Raw genomic sequence first — 18950 nt, forward strand, 5'->3', positions numbered from 1 at the left:
GACGCGTGGCTGCACGCACCGACGCCCTGATAAAAACCCACCCCGGCCGGCCCGCACCGGCCGGGATGGTCCCGCCTCACGCTTTGGCCAGCGCCTGCTCCAGGTCGGCCAGCAGGTCGTCCACGTGCTCGATGCCGATCGACAGCCGCACCGTGTCTTCGCTCACCCCGGCCCGCTCCAGTTCCGCCGCATCCAACTGGCGGTGCGTGGTCGACGCCGGATGGGTGGCCAGCGACTTGGCATCACCCAGGTTCACCAATCGGGTAAACAGCTGCAGGGCATCCAGCAAGCGCGCGCCCGCCGCGCGCCCGCCCGGCAAGCCGAAGGTCAGCACGCCCGAGCCGTGCCCGCGCAGGTAGCGCTGCACCAGCGCGTGCTCGGGGTGGTCGGGCAGCGCCGCGTAGTTCACCCACGCCACCTTGGCGTGGTCGCGCAGGAAGCCGGCGATCGCCAGCGCATTCGCGTTGATCCGGTCCAGCCGCAGCGCCAGCGTTTCGATGCCCTGCAGGATCAGGAAGGCATTGAACGGCGACAGCGCCGCGCCGGTATTGCGCAGCGGCACCACCCGCGCGCGCCCGATGTAGGCGGCCGCGCCCAGCGCCTCGGTATAGACAACGCCGTGATAGCTCACGTCTGGCTCGTTGAGCCGGCGGAAGCGCTGCTTGTGCTCAGCCCAGGGGAAGCGCCCGGAATCGACGATCGCGCCGCCGACGCTGGTGCCGTGCCCACCCAGGTACTTGGTCAGCGAATGCACCACGATGTCGGCGCCGAAGTCGAACGAGCGCTGCAGGTACGGGGTGGCCACCGTGTTGTCGACGATCAGCGGCACGCCATGCGCATGTGCGATGTCGGCCACCGCCTGGATGTCGGTGATGTTGCCGCGAGGGTTGCCGATGGACTCGACGAACACCGCCTTGGTGCGGTCATCGATGAGGCCGGAAAACGCCTGGGGATCGCGGTAGTCGGCGAACCGGGTCTGGATGCCAAACTGCGGCAACGTATGCGCGAACAGGTTGTAGGTACCGCCGTACAACGCGCTGGAGGCCACGATGTTGTCACCGGCCTCGGCGATGGTCTGGATCGCGTAGGTGATGGCCGCCTGCCCCGACGCCAGCGCCAAGGCGCCAATGCCACCTTCCAGCGCGGCCAGGCGCTGCTCCAGCACGTCGGTGGTGGGATTCATGATGCGCGTGTAGATGTTGCCCGTCACCTTCAGGTCGAACAGGTCCGCCGCGTGCTGGGTATCGTCGAACGCGTAGGCCACCGTCTGGTAGATCGGCACCGCCACCGCACGCGTGGTCGGGTCCGGCCGGTAGCCGCCATGCACGGCGATGGTTTCCGCTTTCCACGGCGGCAGCGAGGTGTCCGGTTCCGACATCGTAAGGTCTCCGCGCACGGTACGTGCGAAAACGCACCATAGCCGAGCCCCGCCGCGCCCTGTCATGCCGGTTGCTCATGAGTACCGTCACTGCAGTGATGTGCGTGGTGCGTTTCGTACCAATCCTATGTGCGTCCTGCGGGCCCGTGGGCATAATCGCGCTCCGCCTGCAACCGGCAGGCACCCGCACGACTGATAGTGGAGGTCACGCCATGCGTGCCGATGCCGTACAACAACACCGCCGCAGCGTCGGCCAGTTCAATCGCACGCTGTGCGGGCGACAGCCCGCACGGGACCATGCCCGCCACCAGCGTTTCGGCACCGAGGGTCCGCCGCTTCTGCGCGTCCACAACGCAGCCGGCATGCTCACGCTTGCAGCGCTCACCGCCAACCTGCTGATACCGCAAGGCGCGGCTGGCGCAGCACGCGCGGGCCGGCCGCCGACGATGCAGTCGCCAGCGCAGGCGCCGCCGGCTCTGCTGCCTGGTGCGGCCGCGACGCGGGGTGAAGCGTATCTGGCCGTGCCGGTCCAGGAACCACTGGACCGGATTGGAACCGCGGCCACCGCAGGCTGCCTGGCTCGCCCACGCGAGTGCTCCCGGATACTGGCAGGGGCCGCCGTCACTGCGCTGGGCGCGTTCGCGGGCACCTGGATTGGCTATGAGCTCGGCTACCGCTCCGGGCAAGGCGCGTGCGGCAGGGCCTCCACGAGCCTCCCCGCTGCTGACACCCTGGTCCAGACCCCGGAGAGCGACGATGGTCTGCCAGCGCCGCTGCGCTTCAACCCGGCCGACATCGATCCGGACCACCCGCCCTGTCAGTCGCTGTACGCACACATCAATAGCCGATGGCATGCGACCGAGCAGCGGCCCGCCGACCAGCCGCTGTGGAACATGCCGACGATGCTGCAGGAACGTTCGCTGGCATTGCAGCGCCGCGTCGTGGAACAGGCCGCCAACCTGGACATGCCGACCCACGTGGAGAAGATCGTGGCCGACCTGTGGCGCACCGGCATGAACCAGCGCCAGATCAATGCGGACGGCATCGCGCCGCTGCGCGCGGAGCTGGCCGCCATCGACGCCCTGCGGACACCCGAAGCGGTAGAGGCGCACCTGCACACGCTCACCGCGGTCGGCCTCAACCCGGTGTTCGGGTTCGGGGTCGACCTGGACATGGACGCGCGCGACAGCCAGATCGCCTACGCCTTCCAGGGCGGCCTCGGGCTGCCGGACCGCAGCTACTACCTGGACCCGGAACATGCCGAAGCCGCACTGGCCTACCGCGCGCACGTCGCGCACGTGCTGCGCCTGGCGGGCGACGCGCCGGCCGATGCCGAGCGCCAGGCCGATGCGGTCCTCTCGCTGGAACGCCGCCTTGCCAACGCGTCGGCGCCGTGGAACGAGCTCAACGAGAACGTCACCAACTTCTATCATCCGCTGACGGTGCCGGAGGCCGATGCGCTCACCCCCGGCTTCCGCTGGAGTGCGTTGTTCCAGGCGTTGGGCGTGGCCCCACCGGACCGTTTTTCGCTGGCCACGCCCGCCTTCCACCAGGCGGTGGGTCGGGCGTTGACCAACGAGGAACCGGCCACCTGGCGCGCCTACCTGCGCTTCCACACGCTTGACTCGGCCAGCCCGTTCCTGGGCGATGACTTCGTCCGCGCCCATCACGACTTCCACGGCAGGACGCTGCAGGGCCAGGAAGCAATGCCGCCGCGCTGGAAGCAGGTGCTGGCTGCCATCGAACGCGTGGCCGGTGAAGCGCTCAGCGAACTCTACGTTCCCGCCGCCCTCCCGCCGGAAGCCCGCGCACGGGTGGTGGCGCTGATCGAGCAGGTCATGGCGGCCCTGAAACGACGCCTGGCAGTAGTGCCGTGGATGGATCCCGAAACCCGCGCCACCGCGCTGCGCAAGGCCGATGCCTTTCGACCGCGTATCGGCCACCCCGAACGCTGGCCGGACTGGTCCGGGCTGCACACCGAATCGTGCGGTTACCTGCGTAACCTGCGCGCGGCCACCGCGTTCGCCCGGCGCAACGAACTGGCCCGGATGGGAGCGCCGGTGGACACCGCACTCTGGCGGATGACCGCGCAGACCGTGGACGCGTACCACGACGTGATGAACAACGACATCGCCTTCTCGGCGGCGCTGCTGCAGCCGCCCTTCTTCGACATGGAGGCAGACGATGCGCTCAACTACGGCGCGATAGGCGCGGTCATCGGCCATGAGATTTCGCACGCGTTCTCGGCAGAATCCAGTCAGTTCGGTCTCGATGGCAGCCTGCAGAGCTGGTGGAGCGATGCCGACCGGCAGAATGCCGCGGCGATTTCCGCGCGGCTTGCCGCACAGTTTGACCAGCAGCAGGTGGACGGACTTGCGCTCAATGGGCGGCTGACCGCCAATGAGAACCTGGCCGACCTGAGCGGCCTGACTATCGCCTTGGATGCGCTTGAATTCGCGACCCGCAACCAGACCGATCCAATGCTGCACGGGCTCACCCGCAGGCAGTTGTTCTATCTCAGCTGGGGCATGCTGTACCGCGACATGCGCACCCGCGAACGCCTGCAGCGCGACCTGGAAACCGACGTGCATGCCTTCGGGCCGCCACGCGCAGATGTCGGCCCGGCCAACATGCCCGCCTATGCCGCAGCGTTCCACTGCCCGCCCGGAGCGCCTATGACCCGCAACGCCTCCGAACGGGTCGTCTACCTCTAGGTCCACTGAACATGCATATTCCGCGACGGTCGCCCGGGAAGCTTCCGGCGACGTCGCAGAAGGGGCGGGGTCCCTGCGCCTGGCATCAAAGGCAACTCGATCACATTGGCCGGATTACCGCAGCCCCATCAAATTCATACCGCGCTGAAAGCACAGAGCCCCGGTTGATCCGGGGCTCTGCGTCCATCGGTCAAGGTCGATCAGCCTTTGGCGAAAACCAGGCGGCCTTCGGCCGCATCCACCCGGATCACATCGCCGCCAACAAAGTCGCCGGACAGGATCTTCTGCGCCAGCGGGTTTTCCAGCTGCGCCTGGATCGCGCGCTTGAGCGGCCGGGCACCGTAGATCGGATCGAAGCCCACGTTGCCCAGCAGCTCGAACGCCGCGTCGCTGACCTCGATGCGCAGGCCACGTTCGGCCAGGCGCTTTTCCAGGCCCTGCATCTGGATGCGTGCGATCTGCTTGATCTGTACCTTGTCCAGCGGGTGGAACACCACGATGTCGTCCAGTCGGTTGATGAACTCCGGGCGGAAGTGCGCCTGCACCACGCCCATCACCGCCGCCTTCATCTGCGTGTAGGCCTCCGGGCTGTCATCGCTGGACATGTCCTGGATCTGGTGCGAGCCCAGGTTGGAGGTCATCACGATGACGGTGTTGCGGAAGTCCACGGTGCGGCCCTGGCCATCGGTGAGGCGGCCATCGTCCAGCACCTGCAGCAGGATGTTGAACACATCGGTGTGCGCCTTCTCCACTTCGTCCAGCAGGATCAGCGAGTACGGGCGACGGCGCACGGCCTCGGTGAGGTAACCGCCCTCTTCGTAGCCCACATAGCCCGGGGGCGCACCAATCAGCCGCGCCACGCTGTGCTTTTCCATGAACTCGCTCATGTCGATGCGGATCATGGCGTCACTGCTGTCAAACAGGAATTCGGCCAGCGACTTGCACAGCTCGGTCTTGCCCACCCCGGTCGGGCCCAGGAACAGGAACGAACCACTGGGCCGGTTCGGGTCGGACAGGCCGGCACGCGAACGACGCACCGCATCGGAAACCACCTTGATCGCCTCTTCCTGGCCCACCACGCGCTCATGCAGCACGTCTTCCATGCGCAGCAGCTTGTCGCGCTCGCCCTCCAGCATGCGGTTGACCGGAATGCCGGTCCAGCGCGAGACCACCTCGGCAATTTCCTCGGCCGTCACCCGGTCCTGGACCAGCTTGAACTCGGTGTTCTCCGCTTCCTGCGCCACATGCAGCTGCTTTTCCAGCTGCGGCAGCTGGCCATACTGCAGTTCGCTCATGCGGCCGAAATCCTGGCGCCGCTGTGCCGCTTCCAGTTCGAGCTTGACCTGCTCGATCTGCTCCTTGATCTTGGTAGTGCCCTGCAGCGCGGCCTTCTCCGACTTCCAGATCTCGTCCAGGTCGGAGAACTCGCGCTCCAGCGCATCGATCTCGGTTTCCAGGTCGGCCAGGCGCTGGCGCGAAGCATCGTCCTTTTCCTTCTTCAGCATCTCGCGCTGGATCTTGAGCTGGATCAGGCGGCGTTCCAGGCGGTCCAGCTCTTCCGGCTTGGAGTCGATCTCCATGCGGATGCGCGAGGCAGCCTCGTCCATCAGGTCGATGGCCTTGTCCGGCAGCTGGCGGTCGGCAATGTAGCGGTGCGACAGCGTGGCTGCCGCCACGATCGCCGGATCGGTGATCTCCACCCCATGGTGCACCGCGTACTTTTCCTTCAACCCGCGCAGGATGGCGATGGTGTCTTCCACGCTGGGCTCGCCCACGAACACCTTCTGGAAGCGGCGTTCCAGTGCGGCATCCTTCTCGATGTACTTGCGGTACTCGTCCAGGGTGGTGGCACCCACGCAGTGCAGCTCACCGCGCGCCAGCGCCGGCTTGAGCATGTTGCCCGCGTCCATCGCGCCATCGGCCTTGCCCGCGCCCACCATGGTGTGCAGCTCATCGATGAACAGGATGATCTGCCCTTCGCTCTTGGCCAGGTCGCTGAGCACGCCCTTCAGGCGCTCTTCGAATTCACCGCGGAACTTGGCGCCGGCGATCAACGCGCCCATGTCCAGCGACAACACGCGCTTGCCGCGCAGGCCCTCGGGCACTTCGTCGTTGATGATGCGCTGGGCCAGCCCTTCCACGATGGCGGTCTTGCCCACGCCGGGTTCGCCGATCAGCACCGGATTGTTCTTGGTGCGGCGCTGCAGAACCTGGATGGTGCGGCGGATTTCCTCGTCGCGCCCGATCACCGGGTCCAGCTTGCCGCTCTCGGCGCGCGCGGTCAGGTCGATGGTGTACTTCTCCAGCGCCTGCCGCTGTTCTTCGGCGTTCTCGCTCTGCACGCTGTCGCCACCGCGGATCTTCTCGATGGCCGCATCGATCCTGGTCTTGTCCGCGCCGGCAGCGCGCAGCGCCATGCCGAGCGTGCCGCCATCGTCCAGCGCGGCGCGCACGAACCACTCGCTGGCGATGAACGCATCGCCATGCTGCTGGGCCAGCTTGTCGGTGCTGTTGAGGAGCCGGTTCAGGTCATTGCCGATCGACAGGCTGCCTGCCTGCCCGGACACTTTCGGCAGCGCGTCCAGCGCTTCGGTCAGCCGCTCGCGCAGCACCGGCACGTTGACCCCGGCCTGGGCCAGCAGCGGCCGCGTGCTGCCGCCCTGCTGGTCCAGCAACGCGGTGAGCACGTGCACCGGTTCGATGATGTTGTGGTCGCGGCCCACGGCCAGCGACTGTGCGTCTGCCAGCGCCTGCTGGAAACGCGAAGTGAGCTTGTCCATCCGCATGGGGGAATCCTCGATATTCTGCCGCTGGCCGAGCCAGCACTATCAGACAGATGCGGTTACGCAGGCGTGTTTCAAGGGGCGATGAGAACGTATTCAGGCCTTGGACGACGTCGCCCCCACACCGCCATCACGCCTGCTTGGCAGCGCAGGCGGGAGGCTGGGGCCTCCTGTCGCGGAGCGTGCGCATGCATTACGAGCTGTATTACTGGACCGGCATCCAGGGCCGGGGCGAGTTCATCCGGCTGGCGCTGGAGGATGCCGGCGCGGCCTATACGGACATGACCCGGGTGCACGGGGATGAGGCAATGCAGCCATTCCTGGACGGCAAGGCCGACGGGCTGCGTCCATTCGCGCCGCCGTTCCTCGTCAGTGGGCGGCAGGTGATCGCGCAGGTGGGCGCGATCCTGGACCATCTGGGGCCCGAGCTGGGCCTGGTGCCCGACGCCGCCTCGCGGCGCGCGCAGGCGCTGCAGCTGCAGTTGACCATTGCCGACCTGGTGGCCGAGATCCACGATACCCACCACCCGATTGCAGCCTCGCAATATTACGAGGACCAGAAGAAGGAAGCGAAGGCGCGCGCAGCGTCGATGCGTAGCGAGCGGCTGCCGAAGTTCCTCGGCTGGTTTGAAAGCGTGCTGCAGGCCAATGGCGGCCTGCACCCGCTGCGCGAGCATTCCTATGTGGACCTGTCACTGTTCCAGCTGGTCAGCGGGCTGCAGTACATGTTCCCGCGGCGCATGCAGGCGCTGCGGCCCTCATTGCCGTTGCTGCACGCCTTGAAGGACCGGGTGGAGCGGCGACCCCACATCGCCGCCTACCTGGCCTCCGAACGCCGGTTGGCCTTCAACACCAACGGCATTTTCCGCCATTACACGGAGCTGGACGGCGACGATTGACGCTTGGTCACGACCAACGGTCGTGACCTACCGGGGTGTCATTGCCCGCGGCCGTTGGCCATGGTGCGATTGCCTTCGATGTGCCTGCCCGGTAGATCACGACCGTTGGTCGTGATCGCTCTTCTGCAGGGACAACAACCCCAACAACGCCGCCAACGCCACATACGCCCCCGCGAACTGCCACATGATCTGCTGCGGCAGGCCGGCCAGCTGCCACGGCAGGTAGATGCCGCCGCGCGGGTCCACCGAATGGATCAGCCCGAACAGGGTCAGCGCCGCCGCCACCAGCAGGATCCCGGACGCACGCAGCAGCCGCCCGTCGATCATCGCCACCACCGCGGCAATCCACAGCATCGAGGTGATGATGAAGCCATTGCCCAGGGTGAAGATCACGGCCAGCTCCGGCAGGCCGTGGCCGTCGAGCGTGGTGGTCATCGCCACCAGCTGCTCCGGCGCGATCCAGCCCGGTGCCTTGATCGCCAGCAGATAGGCCACCGACGGCAGGAAACCCAGCACCATCGCACCGGCGTGCTCGCGCGGGGTGGCCTGGAAGGCCTGGGTGGTGATGTCGATGGCCACGTACACGATGATCGGCGCCAGTACCGCCAACGGCAGCCACTGCACCAGCCCGGAAATCACCCCCAGCATGCCGCCGATACCGACGAACAGGCCGGTCAGCAGCGTATAGCCGCTGCGCGCCCCCATGTGCTTGTAGGCCGGCTGGCCGATGTACGGCGTGGTCTGCGCCACGCCGCCGCACAGGCCGGCCACCAGCGTGGCCACTGCCTCCACCAGCAGGATGTCGCGCGTGCGGTAGTCATCGCCGGCCGCACGTGCGCTTTCGGAGACGTTGATGCCGCCCACCACCATCAGCAGGCCGAACGGCAGCAGCAGCGGCAGGTAGGTGATCGCCGTGGGCAGGCCATCGATGAAGCCCAGCGTCGGCCATGGCAGCACCATCTGCAGCGGGGTCCATTCCGGTACCTTGAAGCCGGGCGCGCCCAACCCGGCCAGGCCGAGCCCGTAATACAGCACCGTGCCGAACACGAACGCCACCAGCACGCCCGGTGCACGGATGGGCAGCGTGCGCTTGGCCACCAGCACGTACAGCAGCAGGCCCAGCGTGACGAAGCCCACCACCGGCGAGCGCAGGGTTTCCAGCAGCGGCAGGAAGCCCATCAGCACGATCGCGATGCCGGCGATGGAGCCCAGCAGCGAGGCCCGCGGCAGCGCGCGGGTGACCGCCTCGCCGAAGAACGACAGCACGGTCTTGAGCACGCCCATGATCACCAGCGAGGCCATGCCCAGCTGCCAGGTGGCGATGGCCGCATCGTGCGGAGCCAGCCCCCGCGCCTTGAACGCCAGGAACGCCGGACCCAGCACCAGCAGCGCCATGCCGATGCTGGTCGGCGCATCCAGGCCAAGCGGCATCGCGGTGACATCATCGCGCCCGGTGCGCACGGCCAGCCGCCGCGCCATCCAGGTGTAGAGCACGTTGCCGACCAGCACACCGAACGCGGTGCCGGGGAACATGCGCCCGAACACCACGTCGGCCGGGAACTGGAAAATGCCGACCAGCGCCATTGCGATGAAGCCGAGGATCGACAGGTTGTCGACCACCAGGCCGAAGAAACCGTTGAGATCGCCGGCGACGAACCAGCGGGGGCGTCCAGGGACGGGAGCGGATGCAGGCATGCGAGCGGGCACGGGGTGTGGGGTACCCGATGGTAGGCGTTCATTGCGCCCGGCGACAGACGCATGCGTGGAACAGCGGGGCACGCCCCGTACCGACCAACGGTCGGTACCTACCGGCGCGGTCGGTACCGACCGGTGCGGTAGGTCACGACCGTTGGTCGTGACGGCCTACGGCTTGTTGAGGAAATTGTTCGCCAACAGGTCCCGCACATCCCCCACCCGCCCGTGCAGCAGCGCCTTGGCCGCGTACAGCGCAGTGCCGGCCACCTGCTTGGCCTCCACCTGCGGCGGCATCACCAGCTCGGTCGGGCTGGTATGCACGTCCAGCAGCGCCGGGCCCGGGTGGGCCAGCACATCCTGCACCGCCTGCTCCAGGTCCTCGCTGCGGGTCACGGTGCGGCCATAGAAGCCGATCACCTCGGCCAGACGGCCGAAATCGGGGTTCTTCAGGTCGGTGTAGTTGTCCAGCAGGCCCTGCACCTTCTGCTCCAGCTCCACGAAGTTCAGCGAACTGTTGTTGTAGACCACCACCTTGATCGGCAGGTTTTCCTGCACGGCGGTGAGCAGCTCGCCGAGCAGCATCGCGATTCCCCCATCGCCGGACATGGAGATCACCTGCCGGCCCGGAAACGCCTTCTGCAGGCCCAGGGCCTGCGGCAGCGCATTGGCCATCGTGCCATGCAGCAGGCTGGTCAGCGTGCGGCGCCGGCCATTGGCGCGGATGTGGCGCAGGATCCACACCATCGGCGAACCGCAGTCGGCCGTGAACAGCGCATCGTCATCTGCATGGCGGTCCAGCAGCGCCGTGAGGTGCTGGGGGTGGATCAGTTCGCCCTCGCCCGGGTGCTCCTCCCTGGCGCGGGTCTCCAGGGCCTTCTCGCGATGGCCGATGCATTCGTCAAGGAAGCTGCGGTCGTCCCGCGCGGGCAGGAGCGGCAACAGGGCCTCGATGGTCGGCCCGATGTCGCCCACCACGCCAAGGTGTACCGGATGGCGCCTGCCCAGATGGCTGCCATCCCGGTCGACCTGGATCAGCGTCGCCTTGTCCGGGTAGTACTGGCCCCAGGCGAAATCAGCACCAAGCAGCAGCAGCGTGTCGCATGCCATCAGGGTGTGGTAACCGGATTCGATCCCGAAGATGCCGGTCATGCCCATGTTGTACGGGTTGTCGTACTCCACGAAATCCTTGGCCCGGGAGGTATGTGCGATTGGCGCCTTCAGGTGGGCGGCCAGCGCCACCAGCGCGTCATGTGCATGCTCGCAGCCCGCGCCGGCGTAGATGCCAATGCGCTTGCCCGTGCCGATCAGCGCCGCGATGCGTTGCAGTTCGTCGTCGTTTGGGCGCAGCAGCGGCTGCGTGTAGTGGACCGAGAACGGCTGGTCGTCCTTGACCTCCGCTTCGGCAATATCCGCAGGCAGGATCAGCACCGCCACACCGCGCCGGCTGATCGCCGCCTGGCACGCCAGCGTCGCCATCCGCCGCGCCTGCAGCGGCGTGGACACCTGTTCGCAGAATACGCTGCAGCTGGCGTACACCGCCTTGAAATCCACCTCCTGCGGGAATTCCATGCCCAGCTCGGTGGTGACCACCTGGCTGGCGATCAGCACCAGCGGGGTGCGGTTGCGGTTGGCCTCGAAGATGCCGTTGATGAAATGCAGCCCTCCCGGTCCACACGAGCCTGCACAGGCCGCAAGGCGGCCGCTGATCAGCGAATCGGCCCCTGCCGCGAACGCGGCCGCCTCCTCATGGCGCACGTGCACCCACGCGATATCGCTGTTGTGGATGGCATCGGTGACATGGTTGAGGGTGTCGCCGACGATGCCGTAGCAATGGCGCACACCGGCGGCCTGCAGGGTATCGACGACGATTTCGGCAACGCGCTTGCTCATGACGGTACTTCCACGTTCAAGGGGGAAGTCCGAGCCTAGACCCGCGCAGGTGACACCGGCGTGCGAATGCGCGCCGATTCATACGAAGGTAGGTACCGACCGTTGGTCGGTATGCCGTCAGAACGAAACGTCGACCGCCTGCTGCGCCCACAGTACCGACTGGTGTTTGGTGGCCTGCTTCCACGCCAGGCGGATCGCCTCGATGTCCGCGCGCCGCTGCGGGGTGTTTTCGTGCAGCACCACCAGCACCTTGGTGCGCAGGCGGTTGGGTTCCTTTGCACCGCGGAACAGCCACTGGCCGTAGGCATCGAACACGGTCAGCCCATCCGGGAAGCGCGGGGTGACCTGCTTGTCCAGGAAGTCGCGCCACTGCGCCTCGCTGATCGCATCGGTCTGCTCGCGGTTGGAGGCACCGCTTTCCTCGCCGACCCCGAAGTAGAGCTCGCTGCGCACCCAGCCGGCCGCAGCGTCCGGGCGGGCGGCATCACCCTGGAGGCTGGCCGTGGTGGTGGTCGGCGCGGGCTGGCCCGTGACTGGCGCGGTTGCGGTGGCGCAGCCGCTGAGGGCGAGGAAGGCAGCCAGCAGGAGGGAATGGGGCTTCATGTTCTGGGGGTCTCTGATGATGCGTGGGACACGCATGGCGTGTCGCTACGTCGGGAATTGGGGGGCTTGCAAGGGTGACGGACATTGCGCGGCTGCGCAGATGCCCAACGGCAATCAGCTGATGCCCGTTCGTATTGGGACTTGCATCACAGGGCGCCATCACGCCAAGATAATATATCGCTTCATCCGGATGGAACAGCACTTCATCCGGACAGCCGGGCAGGACCCGGCGCTACCCTCCCCCCTCGTCGTACTGCTGGAGCCCGCATGTCCCGTCCGTCCGCGTCGCGCCTTGGCCTTGCCATTGCCCTGGTCCTGTCTTCCCCCCTGCTGGCCCAGGACCTCCACGCGCAGGACGCGCCCGCCTCCGCCACCACGCTGGACACGGTGATCGTCACCGGCACCCGCGCGATCGACCGCACCGTGCTCGAATCGACCTCGCCGGTGGACATACTCACCGCCGAAGACATCCGCCGCGCTGGCGTGGTCAACGGCGAGCTGGGCAGCGCGCTGCAGGCGCTGCTGCCCTCGTTCAACTTCCCGCGCCAGTCCAACTCCGGCGGTGCCGACCACGTGCGCGCCGCCCAGCTGCGCGGGCTGTCGCCCGACCAGGTGCTGGTGCTGGTGAACGGCAAGCGCCGCCACACCAGTGCGCTGGTGAACACCGACAGCAAGATCGGCAAGGGCACCACCCCGGTTGATTTCAACGCCATCCCGGTCAGCGCCATCAAGCGCATCGAAGTACTTCGCGACGGCGCCGGTGCACTGTATGGTTCCGATGCCGTGGCCGGTGTGATCAACGTGATCCTGGATGACGCCCCGGAAGGCGGCGCCATCGAAGCCAGCTTCGGCGCCAACCACACCGACCTTGAGCCGATCGACCGCACGATCACCGATGGCCAGACCAGCTTCGCCAGCGCCAAGGTCGGCACCCGGCTGGGCGAGGACGGCGGCTTCCTGCGCGTGGGCCTGGAGCTGAAGAACCGCGAAGGCACCAACCGCGCCGGCTTCGACCAGATCCCGCCGTGGGACCAGAGCGGTGCCAACCTGGCCCTGCAGGGCCGGCGCAACTACGTACTCGGCGATGGCAAGACCAAGGACCTCAACGCCTGGATCAACACCGAACTGCCGTTCGGTGACACCTCGAAGTTCTATTTCTTCAGCACCTTCAACCAGCGCGACAGCGAAGGCGCCAACTACTTCCGCTACCCCGACAGCGACGCCAACTGGACCGAGCTGTACCCCAACGGCTACCGCCCCATTTCCGTAGGCGAGAACCGCGACGTGCAGGCCGTGGCCGGTGCCAAGGGCCAGTGGGGCGAGTGGAACTACGACGCCAGCCTGGATCATGGCTTCAATGACTTCACCTACCGCCTGCGCAATTCGCTCAATGCCTCGCTCGGCCCGGGCAGCCCGACCCGGTTCAAGACCGGCGATTACCGCAATGAACTGACCGTAGGCAATTTCGACCTGGGCCGGGTGTTCACCCAGGGCGAGAACAGCCACAGCCTGGGCCTGGGACTGGAAGCGCGCCGCGACCACTTCCAGACCCGCCCGGGTGACCCGGCCAGCTACGCCGCCGGCCCCTACACCGACCGCCCGACCGGCTCGCAGGCCGGCGGCGGCCTGACCCCGCAGGACGCCACCTCGCTTACCCGCGATGTGACCAGCGTGTATGCCAGCCTGTCCAGCCAGTTCGGCGAACACCTCTCCAGCGACCTGGCCGCACGCTACGAGCACAGCGACGATTACGGCGGCGAGCTCACCGGCAAGCTGGGCCTGCGCTATGAGTTCTCCCCGGCGTTCGCGCTGCGTGGCGCGATTTCCAACAACTTCCGCGCACCCTCGCTGGCGCAGATCGGCTATGAATCCACCTCCACCGGCTACAACGCCGCCGGCCAGCTGGTGCAGGGCCGCACGCTGTCGGTGAACAACCCGATCGCACGCGGGCTGGGTGCCACCGACCTGAAGCCGGAGAAGTCGGTCAACACCAGCCTGGGCTTCACCAGCCGCATCGGTGACCACTTCGACCTGTCCCTGGACTTCTACCAGATCGATATTGATGACCGCATCGCGCTTTCGGAAAGCATCACCGGCGATGCGCTCACCGACTACGTGCAGCAGCAGTTCGGCGTGGCGGGGCTGCAGAGCGCCAACTTCTTCGTCAACGCCGCCGATACGCGCACGCGCGGTGCCGAACTGGTAACCAACTGGCGGCAGGGACTGGGTGATGGGCAGCTGGTGTTGACCGGCACCTATGCCTACAACAAGACCACGCTGAAGAACGTGTTGGCCACGCCGGCGAGCCTGTTGGCGCTCGATCCGGACTATGTGTTGTTCGGCCTGGAAGAGACCAACACCCTGACCGATGCCACGCCGCGTACGCGTGCGCAGCTGGCGGCAACCTGGGCCAATGATCGTTGGACGCTGAGCAGCCGGCTGAGTCGTTATGGCAGCGTGACCCGGGTGTTCAACTTCGGCGATGGGTTCGTGCCGCGGCAGACCTACGGCGCAGAGTGGCAGCTGGATGCCGAGGTGGAGTACCGCGTCACGCCGCAGTGGAGCGTGGCGCTGGGTGGGCAGAACCTGACCGACAACTACTCGGACCTGTCCAACGAGGACATCTATTACTACGGCAACCTGCCGTATGACGTGTTGTCGCCGGTCGGGAGCAATGGCGCATACTTCTACGGACGCGTTCGGTATACCTTCTGATCAGCATCCATTTCGTTTCAATTCATGCGGGGGCGCTCGCCCCCCCGCCGCCGTGGCGTGCCATGCGCCGGCGTGGGCCGTCAACGCGATTCCCCTGACGTGATCGTCTACTGGACGATCACGCTTTGGGTGGCATGTTGGCATCATGGCCAACGACTACCCCCTCCGTCCGCCGCCGCCACTTCTGGACGATGCATGCGCGCTGTTCCTGGACGTGGATGGCACCCTCATTGAATTTGCCGACGACCCCGAAGCGGTCACCCTGCTGCCCGAGGTACGCGAGGCCATCGGCCGCATCAGCGACCGGCTGGAAGGCGCGGTCGCGCTGATCAGTGGGCGACCGCTGGCCCAGCTCGACCGCCTGTTCGCGCCGTTGCACCTGCCGGCCGCCGGGCTGCACGGCCATCAGGTACGTGGCCTGGGCGGGCAGACCCACGCCGTGGATGGCCACTCCGGCAGCGGCGTCGAAAGCGATACCAGCGAATGGCTGCACGCGGTGCACCAGCAGGCCATGCGGTTCGCGCATGGCCATCCCGGGGTGCGGGTGGAGGACAAGGGCCGCAGCCTGGCGCTGCATTGGCGCGGCGCACCTCACGCCGCGCAGGACGTGCGCGCTTTCGCCGAACGCCATATCGGCGGCAATGCCGGTTACCGCCTGCAGCCCGGCGACCATGTAATGGAATTCATCCCCGAAGGCAGCGACAAGGGCCGCGCGATCCGCCAGCTCATGCAGCAGCTGCCCTTCCGCGGCCGCATCCCGGTATTCCTGGGTGACGACCTGACCGACGAGTATGGCTTCGATGCCGCCAACACCCTGCATGGCTGGAGCGTGCTGGTCGGCGAGCGCGAGCCCAGCGCTGCGGTCTTCGCCCTGCCGCGTGTGCGTGACGTACACGGCTGGCTACAGGAAAACGCTTACTGATGTACCCAGAGAACCCCACCCCCATGAGTGATTCCAACCTGGATCTTGGCGTTGTCGGCAACGGAAGCTTCGGCGCGTTGATTGACCGCAATGCCCGCGTCGTGTGGAGCTGCCTGCCCACTTTCGACGGCGACCCGACCTTCTGTGCGCTGCTGCGACCCAATCAGCAGATTGGCGGCGATTTCGCCATCGAACTGGAGGACATGGTCAGCAGCGAACAGAGCTACCTGACCAACACCGCCATCCTGCGCACCGTGCTGCACGACAAGCACGGAGGCTCGCTGGAGATCATCGACTTTGCTCCGCGCTGGCGCCAGAACGATCGCTTCTACCGGCCCGTCAGCCTGATCCGGCAGGTGCGCCCGCTGGGCGGAAACCCACGCATCATCGTGCGCGCACGCCCTCTGGCCGACTGGGGCGCACGCGTGCCCGATTGCACCTGGGGCAGCAACCACATCCGCTGGGTGCTGCCGGACCATGTGCTGCGCCTGACCACCGACGTACCGTTGCGCTTCGTCCGCGATGAGCTGCCGTTCGTGCTCAGCCATCCGGTCCATCTGGTGCTGGGGGTGGACGAATCGCTGAACCGCTCGCTCAGCGGCTACGTCCAGGAATCGTTCCAGCGCACGCGCGACTACTGGCGCGAATGGGTGCGCTACCTGTCCATTCCACTGGAATGGCAGGACGCTGTGATCCGCAGCGCCATTACCCTCAAGCTGTGCCAGTACGAAGACAGCGGCGCCATCATCGCCGCCATGACCACATCCATTCCCGAGGCACCGGGCAGCATCCGCAACTGGGATTACCGCTATTGCTGGCTGCGCGATGCCGCCTTCGTGGTGCGCGCCCTCAACCGCCTGGGCGCCACCCGCACCATGGAGCAGTTCCTGGGCTACATCTTCAACCTCGCCACCGGCGATGGGAGCCTGCAGCCGCTGTACGGCATCGGCTTCGAAGCCAAACTGGAAGAAAGCGAAGTGGCCTCGCTGGATGGCTACCGCGGCATGGGACCGGTGCGGCGCGGCAACCTGGCCTGGGTGCAGCGCCAGCACGATGTGTACGGCAGCGTGGTGCTGGCGTCCACGCAGCTGTTCTTCGACCGCCGCCTGCAGGACCCCGGCGACGCCCACACCTTTGCACGGCTGGAGCCGCTGGGTGAGCAGGCCTTCGCCCTGCACGACGTGCCTGACGCCGGCCTCTGGGAGTTCCGCGGCCGCACCGAAGTGCACACATATACCAGCGCGATGTGCTGGGCCGCCTGCGACCGCCTGTGCAAGATCGCCGTGCGCCTGAAGCTCGACCACCGCGCCGAATACTGGCGCGACCGTGCCAACACCATCCACGCCCGCATCCTGCGCGAATCGTGGAGCGATGAGCTGGGCCACTTCACCGACACCTACGGCGGCCACCGCCTGGATGCCTCGCTGCTGCTGCTGGCCGACATCGGCTTCATCGCCGCCGACGATGCGCGCTTCATCGCCACCGTCGAAGCCATCGGCCGTGACCTCAAGCACGGCAATGCGCTGTACCGCTACGTGGCTCCCGATGATTTCGGCGAGCCGGAAACCAGCTTCACCATCTGCACGTTCTGGTACATCGACGCGCTGGCCGCGATCGGTCGGCTGGACGAGGCACGCGAGATGTTCGAGATGCTGCTGGAACGCCGCAACCACCTGGGCCTGCTTTCCGAAGACCTCGCCTTTGACAACGGTGAGGCCTGGGGCAATTTCCCGCAGACCTATTCGCACGTGGGCCTGGTGACCGCCGCCATGCGGCTGTCACGCAGCTGGCAGGAGGCCTCATGAGTCGCCTTGTCGTCGTTTCCAACCGCGTGGCCGCGCCGGGCGTTGCCGCGCCCGGTGGGTTGGCGGTGGGCCTGCTGGCCGCGCTGAAGGAACGCGGCGGGCTGTGGTTTGGCTGGAGTGGCAAGTCGGTCCGCGACCCGAGCGGGGACCTGCACGAGCAGGCCGAGGGTGACATCCGCTACGTCACCATGGATCTGAACAAGCGTGATGTCGACGGGTACTACAACGGCTTTGCCAACCGCACCCTGTGGCCGCTGCTGCACTTCCGCCTCGACCTGGTGGACTACGACCGCCAGACCCGCGAGACCTACCGCCGGGTCAACGCGCTGTTTGCCGAGAAGCTGGCACCGCTGCTGCGCGAAGACGACATCGTGTGGATTCACGACTACCATCTGATTCCGCTTGCATCGCTGCTGCGCGAGCGGGGTATCGGCTGCCGCATCGGCTTCTTCCTGCATGTGCCGATGCCCTCGGCCGACCTGCTGCAGGCCATGCCCGACCACCTGCGGCTGTTCTCCAGCCTGTACGCCTACGACCTGGTGGGCTTCCAGACCCAGCGCGACGCCGACCGCTTCCAGTCCTATGTGCGCCTGTTCGCCGGTGGCAAGGTGCTGCCCGACGGCATGCTTGAAGCCCCCGGCGGGCGCCGCTTCCGCGCCGCCGCATTCCCGATCGGCATCGATACCGCACATATCGAACGCCAGGCCAAGGCCGGCGCCAACAAGCCGGCCGTGCGCGACCTGCGCAACAGCCTGCGCGACCGCCAGCTGGCCATCGGGGTGGACCGGCTTGACTACTCCAAGGGCCTGCCCGAACGCTTCCAGGGGTTCGAACGCTACCTCCAGCGCCACCCCGACCAGCGCGGCAGCCTCACCTACCTGCAGATCGCCCCGGTGTCGCGTGGGGATGTCACCGAGTACCGGCAACTGCGCAGCCAGCTGGAACAGATTGCCGGGCACATCAACGGCGGGTTTGCCGAACCGGACTGGACCCCGCTGCGCTACGTGAACCAGAACTTTGCCCACGCCACCCTGACCGGCTTCTACCGCGCCGCCGCCGTAGGCCTGGTCACCCCGCTGCGCGATGGCATGAACCTGGTGGCCAAGGAGTACGTGGCCTCGCAGGACCCGGAAAACCCCGGCGTGCTGGTGCTGTCACTGCTGGCTGGCGCAGCCGACGAAATGAAGCAGGCGCTGCTGGTGAACCCGCATGACCTGGATGGCGTGGCCGATGCGATCGCCACTGCCGCCACCATGCCGCTGCGCAAGCGGCTGGATCGCTGGCAGGCAATGATGGATCACCTGCGCACGCACGACATCAACCATTGGCGGCAGACCTATCTGGAAGCGCTCGAAGGCGGCTGATTACGACACGTTTCGGGGCCAGCAGACTGACGTTTTTGACCCAGTATCAGACACCCCCTGCGCATCATCCGCCGTGATGCGCTCGGTTTAGGAGTATGTCGCTTTCTGCACTTCCGGCGACCGCAGCCCGATAGCGGCGCCCCATCGTTCCGATAGTCCTCCTAAATCGTCGGAATCCGCTG

General features: G+C 66.8%; 11 protein-coding genes. 6 read left to right on the forward strand and 5 right to left on the reverse strand.

Annotated features, from left to right (window positions below; genetic code table 11):
* Window positions 1-76: 76 nt before the first annotated feature.
* Window positions 77-1378 carry an O-acetylhomoserine aminocarboxypropyltransferase/cysteine synthase family protein gene (locus ACGFZ3_RS11700; protein WP_392920893.1) on the reverse strand — a complete coding sequence of 434 codons (1302 nt, stop codon included), beginning with the start codon at window positions 1376-1378 and terminating at the stop codon, window positions 77-79.
* 212 nt (window positions 1379-1590) lie between these two features.
* Here ACGFZ3_RS11700 and ACGFZ3_RS11705 point away from each other — a divergent pair, with 212 nt between their 5' ends.
* Window positions 1591-4092, forward strand: a complete 2502-nt coding sequence (locus ACGFZ3_RS11705) for a M13 family metallopeptidase (protein ID WP_392920896.1) — start codon at window positions 1591-1593, stop codon at window positions 4090-4092.
* A gap of 200 nt (window positions 4093-4292) precedes the next feature.
* Here ACGFZ3_RS11705 and clpB read toward each other — a convergent pair whose 3' ends face one another.
* On the reverse strand, window positions 4293-6878 hold the full coding sequence (clpB, locus tag ACGFZ3_RS11710) for an ATP-dependent chaperone ClpB (protein ID WP_392920898.1): 2586 nt from the start codon (window positions 6876-6878) through the stop codon (window positions 4293-4295).
* Between the two features lie 185 nt (window positions 6879-7063).
* Here clpB and ACGFZ3_RS11715 point away from each other — a divergent pair, with 185 nt between their 5' ends.
* Window positions 7064-7774, forward strand: coding sequence for a glutathione S-transferase (locus ACGFZ3_RS11715; protein WP_392920901.1), 711 nt, complete (start codon window positions 7064-7066; stop codon window positions 7772-7774).
* Between the two features lie 96 nt (window positions 7775-7870).
* Here the strand turns inward: ACGFZ3_RS11715 and ACGFZ3_RS11720 are convergent, their stop codons facing one another.
* The 3 genes from ACGFZ3_RS11720 to ACGFZ3_RS11730 all read right to left on the reverse strand — a co-directional run bounded on the left by ACGFZ3_RS11720 (window position 7871) and on the right by ACGFZ3_RS11730 (window position 11962).
* Complete coding sequence (locus ACGFZ3_RS11720; protein WP_392920904.1) at window positions 7871-9469, reverse strand: hypothetical protein; 1599 nt, start codon at window positions 9467-9469, stop codon at window positions 7871-7873.
* 168 nt (window positions 9470-9637) lie between these two features.
* On the reverse strand, window positions 9638-11359 hold the full coding sequence (locus ACGFZ3_RS11725) for a thiamine pyrophosphate-dependent enzyme (protein ID WP_392920907.1): 1722 nt from the start codon (window positions 11357-11359) through the stop codon (window positions 9638-9640).
* Window positions 11360-11476: 117 nt separating this feature from the next.
* Entirely contained in the window at window positions 11477-11962 is a 486-nt protein-coding gene (locus ACGFZ3_RS11730) for a DUF3574 domain-containing protein (RefSeq protein WP_392920910.1), read from the reverse strand.
* Between the two features lie 267 nt (window positions 11963-12229).
* Between ACGFZ3_RS11730 and ACGFZ3_RS11735 the strand changes: the two genes are divergently transcribed.
* From ACGFZ3_RS11735 to otsA, 4 genes are all read left to right on the forward strand, one after another.
* Window positions 12230-14677, forward strand: a complete 2448-nt coding sequence (locus ACGFZ3_RS11735) for a TonB-dependent receptor plug domain-containing protein (RefSeq protein WP_392920913.1) — start codon at window positions 12230-12232, stop codon at window positions 14675-14677.
* A 145-nt stretch (window positions 14678-14822) separates the two neighbouring features.
* Entirely contained in the window at window positions 14823-15599 is a 777-nt protein-coding gene (gene otsB / locus ACGFZ3_RS11740; RefSeq protein ID WP_392920916.1) for a trehalose-phosphatase, read from the forward strand.
* 23 nt (window positions 15600-15622) lie between these two features.
* Window positions 15623-17404 carry a glycoside hydrolase family 15 protein gene (locus ACGFZ3_RS11745; RefSeq protein ID WP_392920920.1) on the forward strand — a complete coding sequence of 594 codons (1782 nt, stop codon included), beginning with the start codon at window positions 15623-15625 and terminating at the stop codon, window positions 17402-17404.
* On the forward strand, window positions 17401-18768 hold the full coding sequence (otsA, locus tag ACGFZ3_RS11750) for an alpha,alpha-trehalose-phosphate synthase (UDP-forming) (protein WP_392920923.1): 1368 nt from the start codon (window positions 17401-17403) through the stop codon (window positions 18766-18768). The genes ACGFZ3_RS11745 and otsA overlap by 4 nt, the downstream gene beginning before the upstream one ends.
* Window positions 18769-18950: the final 182 nt, after the last annotated feature.

Source organism: Stenotrophomonas sp. NPDC047960 (assembly GCF_043204395.1).
Classification (GTDB): Bacteria; Pseudomonadota; Gammaproteobacteria; order Xanthomonadales; family Xanthomonadaceae; genus Stenotrophomonas.